The 18,535-nt window shown below is 45.5% G+C and carries 14 protein-coding genes, 1 tRNA gene and 1 pseudogene (1 of these 16 only partly in view); 9 read left to right on the plus strand and 7 right to left on the minus strand.

The features are described 5' to 3' along the window. Nucleotides 1–18: transfer RNA gene (locus tag B2U97_RS10970), tRNA-Met, on the minus strand (it extends 175 nt beyond the left edge of the window). 202 nt (nt 19–220) lie between these two features. On the opposite strand from B2U97_RS10970, the gene rlmKL reads away from it, so the two are divergent. From rlmKL to rmf, 5 genes are all read left to right on the plus strand, one after another. Continuing rightward, complete coding sequence (rlmKL, locus tag B2U97_RS10975) at nt 221–2,335, plus strand: bifunctional 23S rRNA (guanine(2069)-N(7))-methyltransferase RlmK/23S rRNA (guanine(2445)-N(2))-methyltransferase RlmL (RefSeq protein ID WP_114981325.1); 2,115 nt, start codon at nt 221–223, stop codon at nt 2,333–2,335. A gap of 3 nt (nt 2,336–2,338) precedes the next feature. Then, nucleotides 2,339–2,578: a glutaredoxin family protein gene (locus B2U97_RS10980; RefSeq protein WP_011234529.1), complete on the plus strand. Its 240-nt coding sequence runs from the start codon at nt 2,339–2,341 to the stop codon at nt 2,576–2,578. Continuing rightward, complete coding sequence (locus B2U97_RS10985) at nt 2,575–4,521, plus strand: ATP-binding cassette ATPase Uup (RefSeq protein WP_286823308.1); 1,947 nt, start codon at nt 2,575–2,577, stop codon at nt 4,519–4,521. Before B2U97_RS10980 ends, B2U97_RS10985 begins: the two co-directional genes overlap by 4 nt. A 3-nt stretch (nt 4,522–4,524) precedes the next feature. Then, complete coding sequence (locus B2U97_RS10990; RefSeq protein WP_114981324.1) at nt 4,525–6,270, plus strand: DUF3466 family protein; 1,746 nt, start codon at nt 4,525–4,527, stop codon at nt 6,268–6,270. 174 nt (nt 6,271–6,444) lie between these two features. Then, nucleotides 6,445–6,621, plus strand: coding sequence for a ribosome modulation factor (gene rmf / locus B2U97_RS10995; RefSeq protein ID WP_011234532.1), 177 nt, complete (start codon nt 6,445–6,447; stop codon nt 6,619–6,621). A gap of 73 nt (nt 6,622–6,694) precedes the next feature. On the opposite strand, the gene fabA is transcribed toward rmf, so the two are convergent. From fabA to B2U97_RS11020, 5 genes are all read right to left on the minus strand, one after another. Continuing rightward, entirely contained in the window at nt 6,695–7,207 is a 513-nt protein-coding gene (gene fabA / locus B2U97_RS11000) for a 3-hydroxyacyl-[acyl-carrier-protein] dehydratase FabA (RefSeq protein WP_114981323.1), read from the minus strand. Between the two features lie 83 nt (nt 7,208–7,290). Continuing rightward, nucleotides 7,291–9,207: a Lon protease family protein gene (locus B2U97_RS11005; RefSeq protein ID WP_272989483.1), complete on the minus strand. Its 1,917-nt coding sequence runs from the start codon at nt 9,205–9,207 to the stop codon at nt 7,291–7,293. Nucleotides 9,208–9,599: 392 nt separating this feature from the next. Beyond that, the gene (locus tag B2U97_RS11010) at nt 9,600–9,893 is read right to left on the minus strand and encodes a type II toxin-antitoxin system RelE/ParE family toxin (RefSeq protein ID WP_011234535.1); all 294 of its coding nucleotides are present in this window, start codon (nt 9,891–9,893) and stop codon (nt 9,600–9,602) included. After that, on the minus strand, nt 9,881–10,153 hold the full coding sequence (locus B2U97_RS11015; RefSeq protein ID WP_011234536.1) for a CopG family ribbon-helix-helix protein: 273 nt from the start codon (nt 10,151–10,153) through the stop codon (nt 9,881–9,883). The genes B2U97_RS11010 and B2U97_RS11015 overlap by 13 nt, the downstream gene beginning before the upstream one ends. Before the next feature lie 498 nt (nt 10,154–10,651). After that, complete coding sequence (locus B2U97_RS11020; RefSeq protein ID WP_153849110.1) at nt 10,652–11,563, minus strand: LysR family transcriptional regulator; 912 nt, start codon at nt 11,561–11,563, stop codon at nt 10,652–10,654. Nucleotides 11,564–11,678: 115 nt separating this feature from the next. On the opposite strand from B2U97_RS11020, the gene B2U97_RS11025 reads away from it, so the two are divergent. Then, a complete protein-coding gene (locus tag B2U97_RS11025; protein WP_286823310.1) occupies nt 11,679–12,239 on the plus strand; it encodes an FMN-dependent NADH-azoreductase in 561 nt (186 codons plus the stop codon). 17 nt (nt 12,240–12,256) lie between these two features. On the opposite strand, the gene B2U97_RS11030 is transcribed toward B2U97_RS11025, so the two are convergent. Beyond that, on the minus strand, nt 12,257–12,448 hold the full coding sequence (locus B2U97_RS11030; RefSeq protein ID WP_011234539.1) for a CPXCG motif-containing cysteine-rich protein: 192 nt from the start codon (nt 12,446–12,448) through the stop codon (nt 12,257–12,259). 102 nt (nt 12,449–12,550) lie between these two features. Here B2U97_RS11030 and B2U97_RS11035 point away from each other — a divergent pair, with 102 nt between their 5' ends. The 3 genes and pseudogenes from B2U97_RS11035 (at nt 12,551) to B2U97_RS11045 (ending at nt 18,474) form a co-directional block, all read left to right on the plus strand. Further along, on the plus strand, nt 12,551–13,630 hold the full coding sequence (locus B2U97_RS11035; protein ID WP_286823311.1) for an efflux RND transporter periplasmic adaptor subunit: 1,080 nt from the start codon (nt 12,551–12,553) through the stop codon (nt 13,628–13,630). Then, nucleotides 13,623–16,734, plus strand: a pseudogene (locus tag B2U97_RS11040) (efflux RND transporter permease subunit). The gene B2U97_RS11035 and the pseudogene B2U97_RS11040 overlap by 8 nt, the downstream one beginning before the upstream one ends. Nucleotides 16,735–16,833: 99 nt before the next feature. Next, complete coding sequence (locus B2U97_RS11045) at nt 16,834–18,474, plus strand: methyl-accepting chemotaxis protein (RefSeq protein ID WP_114981317.1); 1,641 nt, start codon at nt 16,834–16,836, stop codon at nt 18,472–18,474. The last annotated feature ends 61 nt before the right edge of the window (nt 18,475–18,535 follow it).

Consider the following 18,535-nt stretch of genomic DNA (forward strand, 5'->3'; position numbering starts at 1 on the left):
AGACTGCTCCACCCCGCGTCCGATTGAGAGCGCATAGTATAGTCATAATTCGTGCCGCGCAAGCTTTATTTAAACCAACTGCATAGTATTTATACAAATACGGTTTAACTGCTGTTTTATTAGTCATTCTCTATGTAATTCCCTTATTTCAGCTGGAATTACAGACAGCCACTGAGCTCTCCGTTATAATTGTCCCCTTAATTTTTTAGGCGAAGTTTCTATGTATCGTTTTTTTATTGCGTGCTCCAAAGGCCTTGAAGGGCTTTTGTTTGATGAGTTGCAAGAGTTCAATTTAAGTCACGTTAAGCAAACCCTTGCGGGCTGCTATATCGAGGCTGATTTGCAGCAAGCGTATACCGTGGCTATGTGGTCCAGGTTAGCAAGCCGTATGCTATTACAACTGGGTGAAAAGGAAGTTTCCAGCCTGGATGAGATTAAACTGGCATTGACTCAATTCTCGTGGAGCAAGGTTTTCGATGCGAACAGAACCTTTGTAGTTGATTTCTCTGGCGGTAACGACGACATTCGCCACACTCAGTTTGGCGCACAGTTAGTAAAAGACTGTATTGTCGATAACTTTCGTAATAGCGGATTTGAACGCCCCAGTATCGATAAGCAGGACCCGGACATTCGTATTGCCGTGCGAGTACATAAAGACAAGCTCACCTGGTCTTTAGACTTTACCGGTGACGGCATGCACAAAAGGGGATATCGCCTGCAGCAGGGTGAAGCACCGCTGCGGGAAACCTTAGCTGCCGCTATATTAGTCCGCGCCGGCATCAAAAACGAATTGGAAAAAGACGAGCCCGTTATTTTTGACCCCTTTTGTGGCTCGGGTACCTTAGTCATTGAAGCCGCCATGATGGCAATGGACCACGCACCAGGTTTGAGCCGCGCGCATTGGGGCTTCTTGTTTTGGCATGAACATTCGCCGCAACTGTGGCACGACGTGCTAGAGCAGGCTGAGCAGCGCTTTAAAGAAGGTAAGAAGAACTTTAAAGGCCATTTAAAAGGCTCTGACAACAACCCTCATTTGGTCGCTAAAGCTAAAGATAACGCCAAGCGTGTGCTATTGCATGAAGTGATAGAGTTTGAAGTTGCGGATGCAACAAACTGTGAAGCACCGGCAGAAAGTGGCCTGTTAGTCTGTAATCCTCCCTACGGTGAACGTCTGGGTGAGGCCGTTGAAACCTTACTGTTGTACCGCCGTTTTGGCCGTCAACTAAAAGACACTTTCCAGAATTGGCATATAGCGGTACTGGCAGGAGACGAACAGTTACTTAAACGTCTGAAACTGCGCAGCCATAAGAAATACCCGCTATTAAACGGTGCAATTCCGGTTAATTTGGCTCTTTACGACTTAACTAAAGAGCAACCTGACTTCGCAGAGAGTCAAGCTGACGACCTGGTTAATCGGGTTAAGAAGAACCATGCAAAATTAAGCAAGTGGGCTGACAAGGAAGGACTGGATTGCTGGCGTGTTTATGATGCCGACATTCCTGAGTACAACGCCGCTATCGATATTTATCAGGATTACGTGGTTGTACAGGAATACGCAGCTCCAAAAGACATTCCTGAAGGAGTGGCGAATGACCGCTTGTGGTTCATGCTCGAGTCCTTGAGTTCAGCTCTGCCGGTATCTGAAGATAAAATTATTCTAAAACGCCGCCAGCGCCAAAGCGGTAAGCAGCAATACGAAAAACAATCGCAGGACAGCACGGTGTTAACGGTTAATGAATACGGCGCCAAATTTGAGGTGAATTTAACCGATTACCTTGATACCGGCTTATTTATGGACCATAGACTGGTGCGTAAGGAATTGCTGGATAAGTGCGAAGAATTGGATGTACTGAATTTATTCGCCTATACCTGCACCGCATCTGTACAGGCCGCCAGAGCCGGAGCCGCACGCGTGGTTTCCGTCGATATGTCGAAAACTTACCTGAAGTGGGGCGAGCGTAACTTTGCCTTAAACCGCTTACGAGGCGACTACCAGTTTATTCAGGCTGACTGCTTTAGCTGGATGCGGGAACAACGTGGCAAGCAACTGTTTGACGTTATTTTCCTTGATCCGCCTACCTTTAGTAACTCAAAACGGATGAGCGGAACCTTAGACATACAGCGTGACCACGTCGGTTTGATAAAAACCGCCACGGGAATGTTGAAAGAGGATGGCGTGATTCTATTCTCTAACAATAGAAAGAAATTCCGCATCGACACCGAAGGCCTGGATAAAGCCGGTCTTGAAGTAAATGATCAGACCCAGGCTTCAATACCCGAGGACTTCAAACGCCATAAAGGTATTCATCATTATTATATTATTTCACGGGCTTAATTAATGTCTGCGTTTTATTTGCTTACGAAACCAAACTGTCCGCTTTGTACTCAGGCTATTCAGTTACTGCACTCGCTTGACCTGGAAGAGCCGGTTGAACTTGGAGTAGTCGACATTGCCGAACAGCAGGAGCTGCAAGAAGAGTATGGCTGGTTAGTACCAGTATTTATTCGGGGAAAAGACGACGCAGAGTTGCGTTGGCCTTTCGATGCTAATCAATTGCTGGAGTTTGTAGAGCAATGAGTTTATTACGTGTACAGGATGCGCACCTGGCCTTTGGCGCTGATGCCATTTTAGACGGTGTTGATTTTACCATTGAAGCCGGTGAACGAGTTTGTTTGGTTGGCCGTAACGGCGCCGGTAAATCCACTTTCTTAAAAGCGATAGATAACGAAGTGGTCTTAGATTCAGGGCAAATACAGTGGGTGGGCGATACTAAAGTGACCCGTTTGCCGCAAGACCCGCCTCAGCAATCTGAACAGCGGGTGTTTGACTACGTAGCAGAAGCTCTTGCTGAATCGGGCAAGGCGTTGGCTCGTTATCATGAATTGTCTGCCAGTCTTACCGACTCGCCCAGCAGCGCAACGCTTGATGAAATGGACAAACTGCAGAATCAACTGGATGCCATTAACGGCTGGCAAGTGAATACCCGTATTGAGCAGGTTTTAACTCAGCTGCAATTACCTGCAGATGAAACCATGGCTGCACTTTCCGGCGGTTGGTTACGTCGCGTGGCGCTTGCCCGTGCTCTGGTTGTTGATCCGGACATTTTACTGTTAGACGAACCGACCAACCACTTGGATATTGAAATGGTGCGTTGGCTGGAAGAGCAAATCGTTAACTTTTCCGGCGCCGTGTTATTTATTAGTCACGACAGGGCATTCATCCGCCGTTTGGCCACACGAATTATCGATTTAGACCGCGGACATTTAACCAGTTACCCGGGCAGCTACGATACCTACCTACAGAAAAAGCAGGAAGCACTGGAAGTTGAAGCAAGCCACAACGCTGAGTTTGATAAAAAGCTGGCAGCTGAAGAGACCTGGATACGCCAGGGCGTTAAAGCGCGCCGCACTCGTAACGAAGGGCGGGTACGTGCACTTCAGGACTTACGGAAGCAACGTCAGCAAAGACGCGAGCTTCAGGGTAAGGCAAATCTGGCAGTGAACGAGTCCTCGCGTTCTGGTAAGAAAGTCTTTGAAGGCGAAAATATGGCTTTGCGCTTTGGCGACAAGCCCATTATCAATGACCTCGATCTTTTGTTGATGCGCGGCGACAAAGTAGCCTTTGTCGGGCCTAATGGTTGCGGTAAAAGTACGCTGATTAAAGTAATTTTAGGCATGCAGGAAGTGGACAGCGGTAAGGTTCAGCTGGGAACTAATCTGGAAGTTGCTTACTTTGATCAACACCGGGCGCAGCTTGACCCTGAACAAACCGTTATGGACAACGTTGGTGACGGCAAGCAGGACATAGAGTTTCAGGGCCGCAGCCGACATATTTTAAGTTACCTGCAGGATTTTCTCTTTTCACCGAAACAGTCACGAACCCCTGTTCGGGCGCTTTCCGGTGGAGAAAGGAACCGGGCGTTGTTAGCGAAAATACTGCTGAAACCCAGTAATATTCTAGTACTCGATGAGCCGACTAACGACCTGGATATTGAAACCTTAGAACTGCTCGAGCAAATTGTTGCGAATTATCAGGGTACGGTTCTGCTGGTCAGTCACGACAGGGAATTTGTAGACAACACAGCAACCAGCGTGCTGTATTTTGAAGGTGAGGGCGTTATTACTGAAATTATTGGTGGTTTTACCGAACTAAACCACTATTTAGCGGCAAAAGCTGAAAATTCATTTCATAGCAACGGAACCAAAGCGGCAGCTAAAGAGTCTGACAGCAACAAAAGTTCGCAAAGTAAGGGAAAAACCGCAGACAAAGGTTCAGACAAGCCGCGGAAGAAGTTATCCTATAAATTGCAACGCGAATTAGAGCAGTTACCCAAAGTTATTGCAGAAAAAGAAGCAAAACTTGAAGAATTACAACAGTTAATGAATGAACCGGGGTTCTTCGAACAGCCATTAGAAAAAACCGAACCAGTCATGACTCAAATTGCCGAAATTGAAGGGCAGTTGATGCAGGATCTGGAGCGCTGGGAAGAACTGGAAAACTTATCAGAACAGAGTAGTTAGTTAATGAAATCATTTACGTTGAAGTCACTTACCGTAGCAATTGTTTCAACAGTCTCTTTTGCATCTGCAGCAGACACTTATAATATTGAAACAATTGAAACTTTGAATAATTATCGAAGCAGTATCCCGCAAAGTATTAACGCAAGTGGGCAAATTGTTGGTGTTGCACGTTTTCCCGAAAATGTCGAAATTGATTTTTCTAAAGTTCCTTCGCGACTACTCGCGCAGATAGGTTTTGATCCCGAAGAAGATGAAGAACTGACTATTGCTCAGTATCAGGCAATTGTAGAAAACCTGGGAAACTATGCAAATAGCAGCCTTCAGACTCAGCGTATTGGATTGAACCAGGCTTTTATTTATAACGGGACTAGCAGTGAAGTTAACGCGGTATCAGCAACTGCGGATCAACTCGCTAATAGCGTCGACAGCTTCTTATACTCTATCAATAATGCCAATACAGCGGTTGGTGTTACTAGTGCACCGTTTGAGCTTATTGAACATCAATATACCAATGCCGACGACGAAACTGAGACTGCAGAGTACTTCGTATCAGACTTTCTAAGTCGCGGAATGTGGTACAACAACGGCGAATCCAGTGTCGTTGAACCTCAAGCTCAGGATTACCTGGGGGGCGAAAGTGCCATTTTTGATATCAACGATAGTGGACTTGCTGCCGGTTATGAAAGCATTGGTTTAAGTCCTGCTGCGACGACTCGAATTGAAGAGAGCTGCGAAGACCCTGAAGTTGCCAGTGCATCACAGCCCCTGGAGGTTTGTGTATGGGGCATTTGGAGAGGCTTGCAAAATGCCGATGCGTCGAATATCGCGGCCTTTAATAATAGCCGTTATCGCTATAGTCGTCCGCGTTCAGGTTATAATGCGGGTCGTTCTATCTATGACATTCGCGGAAAGTTATGGCAGTTTGACGCTAGTGGTGAGGTCATTGACGCAGTTGAATTACCAACTCTGGTAGAAAGAAGAAGTGACGATGAAAATGACTTTTCAAGCTACGCTTACGCCGTTAATAACAACGACATCGCAGTAGGGCAAAGCTGGACTTATCATCCTGATCGCGGTGCTATTCGCATGCCGGCAATTTTCCAGAATCAAGAAGCGCTGCCTGTAACTGAAGACCCGGTTTATTTGTGGGGCTCAGCAACAGACATCAATGACTCGAATATTGCTGTAGGCCATTTAACCAAACGTCCCGCAGGAACGTTGCGAAGCTACGGCTTCTATTACGATGTTGATGCGAGTGAATTGACGATTCTTGACAGTTTCTTTAATGGCGCATCGACTGTCATCCGCAGTATCAATGATAACGGCGAAATGGTCGGTACAGCAGAGGTTGACCCTACATTGTCTCAGGTTCGTGCTCGTGCTGGTTTCTACTATGATATGAGTGCAGAAGCCCCACAAATTATCAACCTGAACAATACCATTAGCTGTGACAGTGAATACAATATTGTTGATGCCAATGATATTACCGAAAACGGTGAGATTATTGCTACAGCGCTCAAAACTGAAGAGTATACAGACGAAGAAGGGGAAACCCGGACCCGTGAAATTCTTGTCAATATAAAGCTCGATCCTATTGAAGGCGAACTTAATAACTGTACTGACAATGAAGAACCTGTAGAGCGTCAGGGCGCAGCTGTCGGGCTTGGCTCGCTGCTTGGGTTTGGCGTCTTAGGTTTGCTTATTACCGGAATAAGAAGAAGAACCTTCCTTAAGACCAAAAAATCATAATAGGTCTTAAAATAAAAAGTAGCACAGTTTCAATCCGTTAAAAAAAGTCAATGGATACTGTGCTGCTTTTACAATTGAACTCTCACCAAATAAGTCTATCAATAGTAATGAGGCAGCAAAAAAGTCTCAACTCTCTAAATAATAATCTGTGAATAACAGGCGAGGGATAGATTTATGAAAAGACAAAAGCGCGATCGCTTTGAAAGAGCACATACTCAAGGCTTTAAAGCTGGTTTGCATGGTCGCTCAAAAGACAACTGTCCTTATCAAACCCAGGATGATTTTCGTTCCCACTGGCTGGGAGGTTGGCGAGATGCAATGGAAGCCCGAAATACCGGCTTATTCCGCTGATTGTCAGAGACATTGAAGGTTAGACGAAACGCCGATAGCGAAAGCATCGGCGTTTTTTTAATTCAAAAAGGGGCTAAAAGGTAGAAGTGTCGGTAAACAAGCCAACTTTTAAGTCTTTGGCTGTGTAAATTTCGCGACCATCAACTTCAACACGACCATTACCAACGCCCATAAATAGTTTACGTTTAATAACTCGTGTCATATCAATAAAGTAACTGACTTTTTTGTGTTCCGGCAGAATTTGTCCGGTGAATTTAACTTCACCAACACCTAACGCACGACCGCGCCCAGGGCCACCAGACCATGCCAGGTGAAAGCCAAGCAGCTGCCACATAGCATCAAGACCCAAACAGCCAGGCATTACCGGGTCACCTTTAAAGTGACAGTCAAAGAACCAAAGATCTGGGTTAATATCGAGCTCGGCATGGATAAAACCTTTTCCGGCCGATCCGCCGTCTTCGCTAATTTCAATGATGCGATCCATCATTAACATATTAGGTGCAGGCAACTTACTGTTACCGGGACCAAACATTTCCCCGCGACTGCAGGCGAGAAGTTCTTCGCGAGTAAAGCTCGATTGATTCATAAATACCCTAATTAATTGTTCGAAAAAACTAGGCAGCAGTCTAGCGTACAACTGTACGCTAGACAAATCCGACAAGTGACTTCTCAGCTAAAAAGGCGCCGCCAGAAACCCCGGGGTTGATCATTATCAGAACTATCCAGTGTTCGTTCCCGAACTTTCTGGAAAAGTTCTTTAACCGGCGTGTCTGTCAGTAATTCTAATGCTTCCTCAACATGCTCTACCGTGTACACATGAAATTTACCGGCTTTAACCGCGTCAATGATATCGTCATTGAGGTTAAGCTGATGTCTATTCGACTGAGGAATAATAACGCCTTGCTCGCCATTTAAGCCCCTGTGAGCACAAAGCGCATAATAACCTTCAATTTTTTCATTCACTGCACCAATAGACTGAACGTTACCAAACTGATCTATCGCACCAGTAATAGCCAGTGACTGTTTTAACGGCTGCTCAGCCAGAGCTGAAATCAAGCAGCAAAGCTCGCCAAGTGATGCGCTGTCGCCATCTACCTCATAGTAAGACTGCTCGAATACCACAGTTGCTGATACTGATAGCGGTTCGTGGCGGGCAAATTGGTTGGCCAAATAGGCGCTTAAAATCATAACCCCTTTCGTGTGAATATTGCCGGAGAGGTCTGATTTACGTTCAATATCAATAATATCGCCATCACCATAGTGAATGGTCGCAGTAATTCGGGAAGGCTCACCGAACTCACTGCCGCCCATAGTCACTACCGTCAGACCATTTAACTGGCCAACCGCGGAGCCATGAGTGTCTATTCGAACTTGCTGTTCCAGTATGCTACGGCGGCTCAGTTCAGCCAGATTACCTTCACGATCCCGTTGTTGCTGCAGCGCTAAATCTATTGCGGCTTTATCTATCTTCGCGTGTTGATTCTGCAGCGCACAGTCGTTGGCTTCGCGAAGCAATTGCAGTAACTGTATTGTGTTTAACGTGAGCTCCTGCTGATAATCCGTGTATCGGGCACAAACTCGTAGTAAGGCTGAGTAACCATCTGTACTTAGCGGCAGCACATCGGCTAGTTGCCACACATACTGTAAGTAATTGAAGTAGGGCGCTACCGGCTCATTCTGAGTTGCATAATGACCATGAAAGTCAGCCAAAAACGGGAAGAAGTTATCAAAGTCTTCGTCGTACTCGCGCAGCTGTGCGTATTCGTTACGTGAACCCAGTAAAATAATCTTAATATTAATGGGCACAGACTCGGGTCGGTAAAAGAAAGCTGCACCTGAAGTCGGCGACTGACGCGGCCACTCAAATTCTCCACCTTCGATAACATCTTTCAGGCGCTTCCAGAGCGTGATGTTTTCGAGCAACTGAGCAACCTCAATAGCAAGAATGCCCCCGTTTGCTTTATGCAAAAGGCCGGCCTCAATCAAATGCAGCTCTGAACTGACCGTTCCTTCAACCGATTGCACACCAACGTGACCAAAGAGACGTTCCTCAGTAACACGGTCGCAATAGTAGTAAGGGGCAGGGTGCTGATGTCCCACTAAAACAGAAGCCAGGCTCTCTCCCTGGATGTCCTCAGCCTTCTTGTCCCGTATTTGTTGCATGTAGTCACGCAGCTTGTGCGTGTCGAATTGCTCAATAATTGTATTGTAAGCTTCTTCGCGCTGATCTAGCGGTCGCTGCAGAAAGCCCCATATCGCTTTAATTGCTGCGTCAGCTGTTCCTGACGGCAAATTGACACACAGAGGACGCAGAGGATCGGACGGATTCGCCAGATACAGCCAGTCATACCAATTAGTGAACTCCCAACGACTATCTGTAAAGTAGGCATCCAGGATGTCCCGTTTTAAAAGGCCACCAGGAAATAAAGCATAAATATTAGAGTATGTACCATGCTGACGTAACGCGTTTTTTAAGGCTGTAACAGCACGTTTTTGCCCAACTAAGGCATCTTCTTTAAGTTCCGCAGGCAGCTCTTTGAGCCACTCGCCGGTTTGTGGCTGTAGCGCCAGACAGTCTAATTTCATTAAATTGTTCTTCTCTTAACTAGCAATAACGACATGATAACAGAAATGCTGAATTGAGAGAGTTTTGCTGTGGGAAATAACGACGGCCTGAGGTAGCTTTGCCATTTTGTCACTGGAGAGAAATTTCCGTTTTGCTTCAGTTTCGGTATTTAGTTTCCATCGTTTGAAGCTGAATCTCGGTAATCAGAGGCCTAAAGGGGATGCTGGTGGTAAGGATTTAAATTTAAGCCTGTTTTGAGGGAATGCCGAAATACCGTTCTTTTTCTAACTAAATCAACTGGTAAGTTCAACTAGACTGCACACATTAATCGTTTTGATGATTACATACTGGATATGAACCGGCAAGCTCTGCGCCCGGATTATCGTATTGAGGTACTGAGTAAGCCAAACGATCACGAATAGCCAACTTCCTTTTGGTGTCGCACCGCAAGGATGATCGTTTCAAAGCCATCGTAACGGTAGAGAGCAACATAACCGCTCTGGCCAAAATCAATGAGCCACTCTCTAAATTCAATGGGCATATCATCCAGCGGGCGGCCAATCTCGGGTTGGCCAGCCAAAATAAGGACGTTTTGGCGAATGCTTTTGACGGCCTTACGGGCCACTATCGGGTCTTTATCTCGTAAAAAATCATGCAGACGTTTCACGTCCGCTAAAGCGGCCGGGGACCAAATTACTTGTGACACGTCGGCAGCTCAGCATCGTCACCCGATTCAAGTTTGGCTAACCATTCATCAGCTTCCTCTGCCGTCAAATGCAAACCATTATGCTGATAATCCTCCCAGGCGCGAAGTGCGTCCTGTTTAAACGCTTCCCGTTTTTCTTCACGTTCAACATAATCCTGGATCGCCTGACGCATGATCCAGTGTGAGGAACGGTGCCGGACGTTCGCCAGATTTTGCACGCGTTTTTTCATGTCGTCATTCAGTTTTACGGATGTTGCCATTTCTGACCTCCCGAAGTAATAAGGGGTAATACCTTTTAATACTATATTAAAAATATCGGACTAGCCAGTGATTTTGAGCAGTAACAAATCCATTTGCTTGTGTCACTAAAGTACCGTAGAAATAATGTCAGGAGAATAAAGCGGGCCAGTATCTGGGGCTTTTAAGTTTTTCCGAGAAAGGACGCATCTTGAGCCGTTTTTAGATGGTTGTTTGTATTGTAATACGCCGGAGTATTACCGAAGAACGGCTGAAAGAAGCCCATAAACCAACTGAAGATGAGTTTTGCTCGTCTTCGGGTTTTACGCCTAAATCCTTTGTTTAAAGTCGGAATGTGGCGACCAAGCCCTGAGAATTTGCCAGAATTTTCGGGGCTTTTTTTATGGTCATTTCACAGGTCTGAAAAGCACCTGAAATTCGATACTACTTGATTGCGTATAATGTATATTATGTTAAATCATAACTATATCAGTATAACGCTAGTACGAAGCACTTACTTTTTAAAACTGCTGCTGTGCAAGATGCGGAAGCTTTTCAGCGAGGAAATCGATAAGGACACGCACTGCCGGCAATATTCCGCGTCGGTGCGAGTACGTTATATGCATAATTCCGATGGGTAGATGCCAGTCGGTTAAAACGGGGACGAGTTCCCCGCTATTCACTGCATCGTTACAGAGGTAATTTGGCAAAGCGACAATACCAAGTTTTTTTATTGCAGCTTCTCGTAAGACAATCATGTCGTCGGTGATAAGCCGGGGTTTTATTCTAATATTTTTTTGCTGCCCTGAACTATGGATCAATTCATAACCATATCGTCCGTTGGTGTAATGCATACTCAAATGTTCGAACGTTAATAAGTCCTCAGGCTCAGTTATTGAGTTCTGATTTATTAAATCGGGAGAGATATAAAGGGTTTGAGGAGCCTGACTTATGGGTCTGGCTATTAAACTTGAGTCTTCTATATTTTTTCGTACGCGCAAAGCAATGTCGATGCCCTCTTCTATTAAGTTAACTGGCCGGTTTGTCACAACAAGCTGAATTTCAACTTCCGGATACAAGCTCATAAATTCAGGTAACACCTGTACTAACAAGCTTTGACTTAAAGCATAGGGCGCGCTTATTTCAACTTTCCCCCGGGGTTTATCGAGTAAACGTTGTGTCACTTGCTGAGCCGATTCAGCCGCGCTGACAAGTCGCTCGCAGTGCACCAGAAACTCACGTCCAACGTCGGTTAGTTTAAGTCCTGATCGGCTTCTGTGAAACAGCCGGGTGCCCTGCTCTTGTTCAAGTAAAGCCATTTTTCGGCTTATGGTGGATTTGGGCAAGCCGAGCTCCCGTGAGGCTGCGCTGATACTGCCGCAGGCCATAACCTGAGCGAATAGGTAGTAGTTTGTGACATCAGGAAAGGACATTGAGAAAACCTCTACGGTTCCGAATTTGGAACGATAGTTTCCATTTTAACCACTTATTAGTTTAATTGGAACGAATTATACTCCTTGCATCAATTAAAAAAACGAAGAGGTTTCTATGAAAGTTTTACATTTGGATTCAGGTATCTTTTTAGAACAATCTGTTAGCCGTCAGGTTAGTCAGAACATTGTTAATAAACTTAAAGAAAAACAAGATATTACCCTTGTTCACCGAGACCTGGTTGCCAACCCTGTTCCTCACCTGGCAGCTGATGAGTTATTAGCCGAAGAAAAGCCGCTAATTGATGAATTGGTTAAAGAGCTGCTCGATGCAGATACCATTGTCATTGGTGCGCCAATGTATAACTTTACTATTCCAACCCAGCTAAAAGCCTGGTTTGATCGCGTATTGCAAGCTGGCGTCACCTTTAAATATACAGAGCAAGGCCCTCAGGGCCTGGTAAATGACAAAAAAGTTTATATCGCGTCTGGTCGCGGTGGCATCTATTCTCAAGGTGAAGCCCAGGCTATGGATCATCAGGAAAGCTACTTAAAACAGGTACTTGCTTTTATCGGTATTACCGACGTGACCATCATCCGCGCCGAGGGCATGAACATGGGTGATGAACCACGCCAACAAGGCTTCAAAGAAGCTGAACAGGAAATTGAAACAATATAACTTTTTAAAAGCGCACCTTATTCATCATCACGGTGCGCTTTAATCTGCACATCGTCCCCGAGTTGCAGAATTTCGATCTCTATTGGCTGACAACAGATCTGACAATCGACAATCTGATGTTGGCCAATATCATTTATCCAATCAATTTCAATGTCATTTATTGCCATACAATAAGGACATTCGAATGTTTTCGGATCCGTTAAGCTCATACAAGCCCCTTAATTGTCTCTGTAATCTACAATAGTAATCGAATCTGACTCAATTTGCGTAACATACAGACAACTTCCTTTTAACAAAATAGCTGAGTACGAATGATGGCATCATGGTTCAGGCAGTCTGTTTTTTTAATTCCGTTACTATTAATGCTGGCAGTATTTAGCAACGCGGCCTGGGCCCAGGCTCCCGTTGAGTATGTTAAAGCTAAAAAGCAGCCGATAATTAATAGCGTTGATTTACCGACCACCCTATCCGCTTTGAATAACTCTAAACTCAGTTTTGCTGTCGAAGGAAAGTTATTGAGCCTGAACAAGGATATAGGTGACAGAGTGAGCAAAGGAGATTTGCTTGCACGGTTAGACGCGCGTCAAATTAATTCGACTATAGAATCTTTACAGGCTCAGGTCGACAGCGCTAAAGCCAGTCTTGCCGACGAAAAACAGCAGCTAAGAGAACTGGAAGAGTTAGCTGAGACCGATTTTGTTCCCGCTAGCGATTTAAGGCGCTCACGTACCCGGGTTAAGGTTGCACAGGCACAGCTTGCAGAAACAAAAGCATTGCTAAACGAAACCGAAGTTAACCAAAATTATCATCAACTTACAGCACCTTTCGACGGCATCATTGCTAGTCGCACTGCGGATTTAGGCGAATGGCTAAGTGCCGATCAGATCGTTTTTCAGTTGGTCGGCAGTGACAATCAGCATGCTGATGTGTTTCTTTCGCAGTCTTACTACCCCTCTATAAATTCTGATACTCAAGCTTCGCTTAGCTACAAAGATACAACTATTGATGCTCGTTTAAGTCGCATAGTGCCTTTTGTGGATGGAAATGATCGCTCTTTTCAGGTTCGCCTGACGGGGGATTACCCGGAGAACTGGGTTGTCGGAATACCTCTGAGTGCCTCGTTTGAGATTGATACCGGACGAATTCAGACTTCAGTACCTCAGGATGCGGTTGTTCGCTACAGTGATGGCAGAACCTCTGTCTGGATAGCGGTGAACGAAAATGGTGAATGGCAAGCGAAGGAACTGTCCGTTAAGCTCGGCTTACGCTTTAATGGCTATGTCGAAGTGGAAAGCGTTGTAAGTGAAGGCGAGAGAGTCATAGTACGCGGTAATGAAGCTCTGACTGATGGTCAGGTACTAAAGCTTACGGAGTCTGCTGACTATGATTGAAGCCGTAATAAAGCATAAACATGTCACCATCGTCGCCATTTTAATACTTTGTTTACTGGGTATAACGGCAGCATTGCGTATTCCGGTACAAATGATCCCTGATTTAGAAGTCAGAACGATTTCTGTACAGACTCAATGGCCGGGTGCCACACCGCAGGATATCGAAAAAGAGATACTAATTGAACAGGAAGAGTTTCTTCGCACTGTCCCCAACTTACAACGTATGGAAAGCAGTGCCAGTAATGGCGAAGCAAGCATAGAACTGGACTTTCCTTTTGGAGTTGACGTTACTTAAACATTAATTCTGGTTAACAATGCGTTAAGTCAGGTTCCGGATTACCCTGAGAACGTCGATGAGCCTCGTATTTTCTCCGCTTCTTTTTCCAGTAATGCGTTTATGTACTTTCGGGTAGCACCAATTGAGGATAACCCTAAAAATATCAACATGATCATGATGCGCGATTACATTGAAGACAACGTTCGCCCAAGAATGTCTTCAGTTGCTGGCGTCTCGCAAGTGAATGTTAGTGGCGGAGCGCAAAGGCAAGTTCGTATCCTTATGGATAAAGATGCACTGATTCAATACAACGTATCGGTTGATGATGTCAGAACCGCAATAAGCGGACGTAATCGCGATACCTCGGCCGGAGAACTGGAACAAGGTAAACGTCGGTTCCTGCTGCGCACTGTCGGTCGTTTTGATTCGCTTGAAGAAATAGAAAATACCATTATCCGCAGAACCGGTGACAGTCTGGTTCGGTTAAAAGATGTCGCCGAGATCGACTTTAATCACTTTGAACTGAACAGTGAGTCTTGGTTTAAAGGCCAGCAGGTGCTAAGCCTTCAAGTTCAGCGTGAGCTGGGCTCAAATGTTATCGATATAAAATACGCCGTGCTGGACGAAGTTGAGCGCATTAACGAGGAGTTGCTGCGACCGGCCGGTATGGAAATTACACTAAACTCTGATGATGTTCGTTATGTGGAAAGCTCGGTTCAGAATGTTTTAGTGAATTTACTGTTAGGCGCCCTATTCGCAACTCTGGTTATGTATGGTTTGATGCGTTCCGCTCGCGCCACTTTAATTGCGGTTATCGGTATTCCAATTTGTACTCTGGCCGGCTTTCTGGGGCTGTTGCTGCTGGACAGAACCATCAACGTCATTTCATTAGCTGGTATTGCATTTGCTATTGGCATGACGCTGGACAACACCATTGTGGTGTTAGAAAGTATCGAGCTGGAACGACGTAAAGGACTGAACCCTAAAGAAGCAGCAATTGAAGGTGTGAAACGAGTCTGGACCGCGGTACTTACCTCTACCCTGACTACTGTCATGGTTTTCCTGCCAATTCTCTTTATTGTTCAGGAAGCCGGACAATTGTACTCCGATATTGCTATTGCCATTTCGGCATCCATTATTGCTTCGATGTTTGTTTCTGTGACTTTAGTGCCCTTACTCGCCGCTTATTTTCCTGCGCAGGCAAAAACCAAAGTAACAGACAAACTGACCAACCGAATCGAAGCTATCAGTAGTCGGCTTTTACGTTCTAAAAAATCAAAACTCAGTACTGTTGGAGTGACCTTTGTTGCAGTGGTGGCCATTTGGTGGTTTCTGATGCCCCCTGCGGAATATTTGCCTGAGGGGGAAGAAGCTAAAACTTTTGCCACTATGAGCGCCCCACCCGGCTATAACTTGCAAACTATGTCTGCGATTGGAGACGAAATACGTGACATTTTCGACCCGGCATTAACGACGGAAGATAATGAGGTTACTCGCTCGGGAGTCACTATTCCTGCGCTAAAAACAATGAGCTTAAGCGTCGCTCCGTCGAATATTCGAATTATTGCCGAAACCCGGGATAAAAGCCGAATTGATGAGCTAATGGAAGTCATTACTCAAGTTTACGAGCGCTATCCCGGCATGCGTGCCTTTGCAGCTAAAGGCTCTATTATCAGCAGTAACGATGGTGGCACCCGTAGTATCAATGTCGACGTTGGCGGACAAGAGCTCAACGAAGTTTATGCGGCCGCACGAGCTATATATGATCGCTCGCAAAAGGTTTTCGATGACCCCAGAATTCAATCCACACCGAACTCTCTTACTCTTGCCCAACCTTTATTAGAGGTTCGCCCTGACTGGGAACGGATGAGTGAATTAGGTCTGGACGCAGACAGTTTTGGTTACGCTGTTTCCGCATTAACTGACGGGGCTTTTGTCGGTGAATACTTCCAGGGTGACGACAAAATTGATATGTATCTGTATAGCAACAAAGGTACGGAAGTAACGCCGGAAATGCTAGATGACTTGCCGCTACTTAATGTCAACGGCCGGTCAGTGGCACTAAATGCAATTAGTGAGGTGCGCGAAATTGTCGCGTCGCGTCGACAGCAGGCGCACGGTAACCTTAAATATAATACCTCCAGAGTCAGTTGCGCTTGAGTCCGGTGTTGAGATGGTTCGTTCAGAAGTTTTAAAGCACTTACGGGATCAAGGTGTTATAGCAGCAGATATTTCGACTCAGTTATCCGGTGCCGCTGACCAACTAGCAGAAACCCAGGCCGCACTAAGTGAAAACTATGTTATTTCCATAGCCATTATTTACCTACTGATGGTCGCCATTTTTGCGCACTGGGGGGATCCGCTACTGATAATGGCAACCATACCAATGGGAATAAGTGCGGGTATTGCTGGGTTGGCTCTTATGAACGGTGTTGGCCAGCTTTTACCCGTTGTTGGGTTACAGCCACTGAGTCAGCCTTTTGACATGATTACCATGCTCGGCTTTCTCATTCTTATGGGAACCGTCATTAACAACCCTATTCTGGTCATTGAGCGGGCAATTTATCTTCGCGATAAAGAGAACTACTCACTTAAAGAGGCGGTTCAGGAAGGTTTGCTGTCGCGCGTCCGCCCGATAACCATTACCACCTTAACCACGCTATGCGGTATTGCGCCTCTGGTTTTTATACCCGGAGCCGGCACGGAATTGTACCGGGGCGTTGGTGCTATTGTGATGTTTGGTTTAATCGGCGCAGCATTAGTTACTGTGTTTACCTTGCCAGCTTTATCGGCGTTGGTACTTAAAGGGAGAAAGATCAATTCCTAGAAAAATAAACATTATTAAGCTACTTTTCTGCTGTAAAGATTTTGTAAACTGCCGATAGCCTATTACGAAAGCTTTCCGACGATTGAGTAAGGAATATTAATGAAAATCGTACAGCAGTTAAGTATCACACAGAGACTTATATCATTATTGGGTATCGCCGCTCTGGGGACTGCCCTGATGGTAGCCTTTATGATGTTCTTACTGAATAACCTGTTGGTCAAGGAAGAGAAACGTAAGCTCGATTCCGTTCTTGATACTGCTCACAGTGTGGTCAGTCATTACCACCAGCAATACCTAAACGGTAATTTGACTGAGGAAGAAGCAAAAACTAAAGCTTATACCAGTCTCGACGAGATTAGATACGAAGGCAGCGAATACATTTTCACACTGAATCGTGATGGAATTCTGGTTCAGCATCCTTTTACTAAACAATTAGTTGGTAAGGATGTAATGAGCTATGAGGATCCTGAAGGAACACGTCTTTTCCAGGAAATGGTTCGCAAAGCACGTTCGGCCAACGAAGCTACAGTAGAATACGTTTGGCAAAAAGGCAGTGATGCCAATAACCTCGTCGCGAAAGTCAGCCGGATACGAGTTTTTGAACCATGGAATATTATCCTTGGTACAGGACAGTACAGCGACAACATTACCGCTATTCTATGGCAGGAGTTTTTTAAATTAGCTGGTTTAGCCGTTGTTTTATCCGTGCCCCTGCTTTTGTTATTTGTTGTCATCATACGCAGTATCACCAGCCCTTTAAAAACCATTAATAGTGCTATGTTCGACATCGCCGAAGGCGAAGGCGATTTGACTAGACGACTGAATGAATCGGGTTCTGATGAGCTTGCCCGACTAGCAAAATCATTCAACACCTTTGTTCATAAAATTCAGCAACTTGTTCAAAGTGTGCAGGAAAGTGCCAAAAATGAGAGCGAAGCTGCAAGTCAACTGACTGAGTTATCGGGTACCAGCAGCCGTCAAAGTGATGAACTTAGCTCGCAAACAAGTTCTGTTGCGACAGCCATCACCGAACTGTCGTCCTCCGCTGCAGAAGTTGCTGATCACGCTCGTCAGGCTGCCGACTCGGCTAATACGGCAGACGAAGAAGCTGGGCGCTCAGCTATTATCGTACGAGAATCCGTTAATAATATTGAAGCACTAACCTCTGAGCTGGGTAAAGCAGGCGAAAAAGCCCGCTTACTGCAAGACGGCTCTGACAAAATAGGAAACATACTCGGCGTCATTGTTGCTATAGCAGAACAAACCAACTTACTGGCGTTAAATGCGGCTATTGAGGCTGCTCGCGCTGGCGATGCCGGACGAGGGTTTGCGGTCGTTGCCGATGAAGTTCGAACGCTGGCAACCAGAACTCAGCATTCAACGGATGAAATTTCTTCAATTGTGGAAAGTATCCAGGGTGCGATTAAAGATGTGAGCCAGATCATCAGCGATGTTGAACGTCGCTCGTCCTCTACAAACGAGGAGGCTCTGAAAGCCGAGCAAGCGATAAGTCAGATTCAGGAAGCCGTTGCGAATATATCGAGCATGAATATACAAATTGCTTCTGCGACCGACGAGCAGAGTCGGGTAACTAAAGATCTGAACGAGAATATCACTGGCATTTCCGACCTTTCTCAAGCCAATCAGGACGCTAATACACGCGTTGCTGAAGTCAGTCGGGATTTGAGTAAAAACAGTATTGATTTGAGTCAACTTGTCAGTCGGTTTAAGACAAAATAACCTTAAAAATACAGGGGATACTGGTAATCTCCCCTGTACCTTTCAACTCACAAGACGTAAA

Origin of the sequence: Idiomarina sp. UBA3176 (assembly GCF_002364295.1) — a bacterium.
GTDB lineage: Bacteria > Pseudomonadota > Gammaproteobacteria > Enterobacterales > Alteromonadaceae > Idiomarina > Idiomarina loihiensis.

Coding starts and splice junctions, on each gene's coding strand:
- B2U97_RS11015 (WP_011234536.1), bottom strand. CDS start 10,153: ATGGCAACATCCGTAAAACTGAATGACGACATGAAAAAACGCGTGCAA.
- rmf (WP_011234532.1), top strand. CDS start 6,445: ATGAAAAGACAAAAGCGCGATCGCTTTGAAAGAGCACATACTCAAGGC.
- B2U97_RS11020 (WP_153849110.1), bottom strand. CDS start 11,563: ATGTCCTTTCCTGATGTCACAAACTACTACCTATTCGCTCAGGTTATG.
- rlmKL (WP_114981325.1), top strand. CDS start 221: ATGTATCGTTTTTTTATTGCGTGCTCCAAAGGCCTTGAAGGGCTTTTG.
- fabA (WP_114981323.1), bottom strand. CDS start 7,207: ATGAATCAATCGAGCTTTACTCGCGAAGAACTTCTCGCCTGCAGTCGC.
- B2U97_RS10980 (WP_011234529.1), top strand. CDS start 2,339: ATGTCTGCGTTTTATTTGCTTACGAAACCAAACTGTCCGCTTTGTACT.
- B2U97_RS10985 (WP_286823308.1), top strand. CDS start 2,575: ATGAGTTTATTACGTGTACAGGATGCGCACCTGGCCTTTGGCGCTGAT.
- B2U97_RS11035 (WP_286823311.1), top strand. CDS start 12,551: ATGATGGCATCATGGTTCAGGCAGTCTGTTTTTTTAATTCCGTTACTA.
- B2U97_RS10990 (WP_114981324.1), top strand. CDS start 4,525: ATGAAATCATTTACGTTGAAGTCACTTACCGTAGCAATTGTTTCAACA.
- B2U97_RS11045 (WP_114981317.1), top strand. CDS start 16,834: ATGAAAATCGTACAGCAGTTAAGTATCACACAGAGACTTATATCATTA.
- B2U97_RS11025 (WP_286823310.1), top strand. CDS start 11,679: ATGAAAGTTTTACATTTGGATTCAGGTATCTTTTTAGAACAATCTGTT.
- B2U97_RS11030 (WP_011234539.1), bottom strand. CDS start 12,448: ATGAGCTTAACGGATCCGAAAACATTCGAATGTCCTTATTGTATGGCA.
- B2U97_RS11005 (WP_272989483.1), bottom strand. CDS start 9,207: ATGAAATTAGACTGTCTGGCGCTACAGCCACAAACCGGCGAGTGGCTC.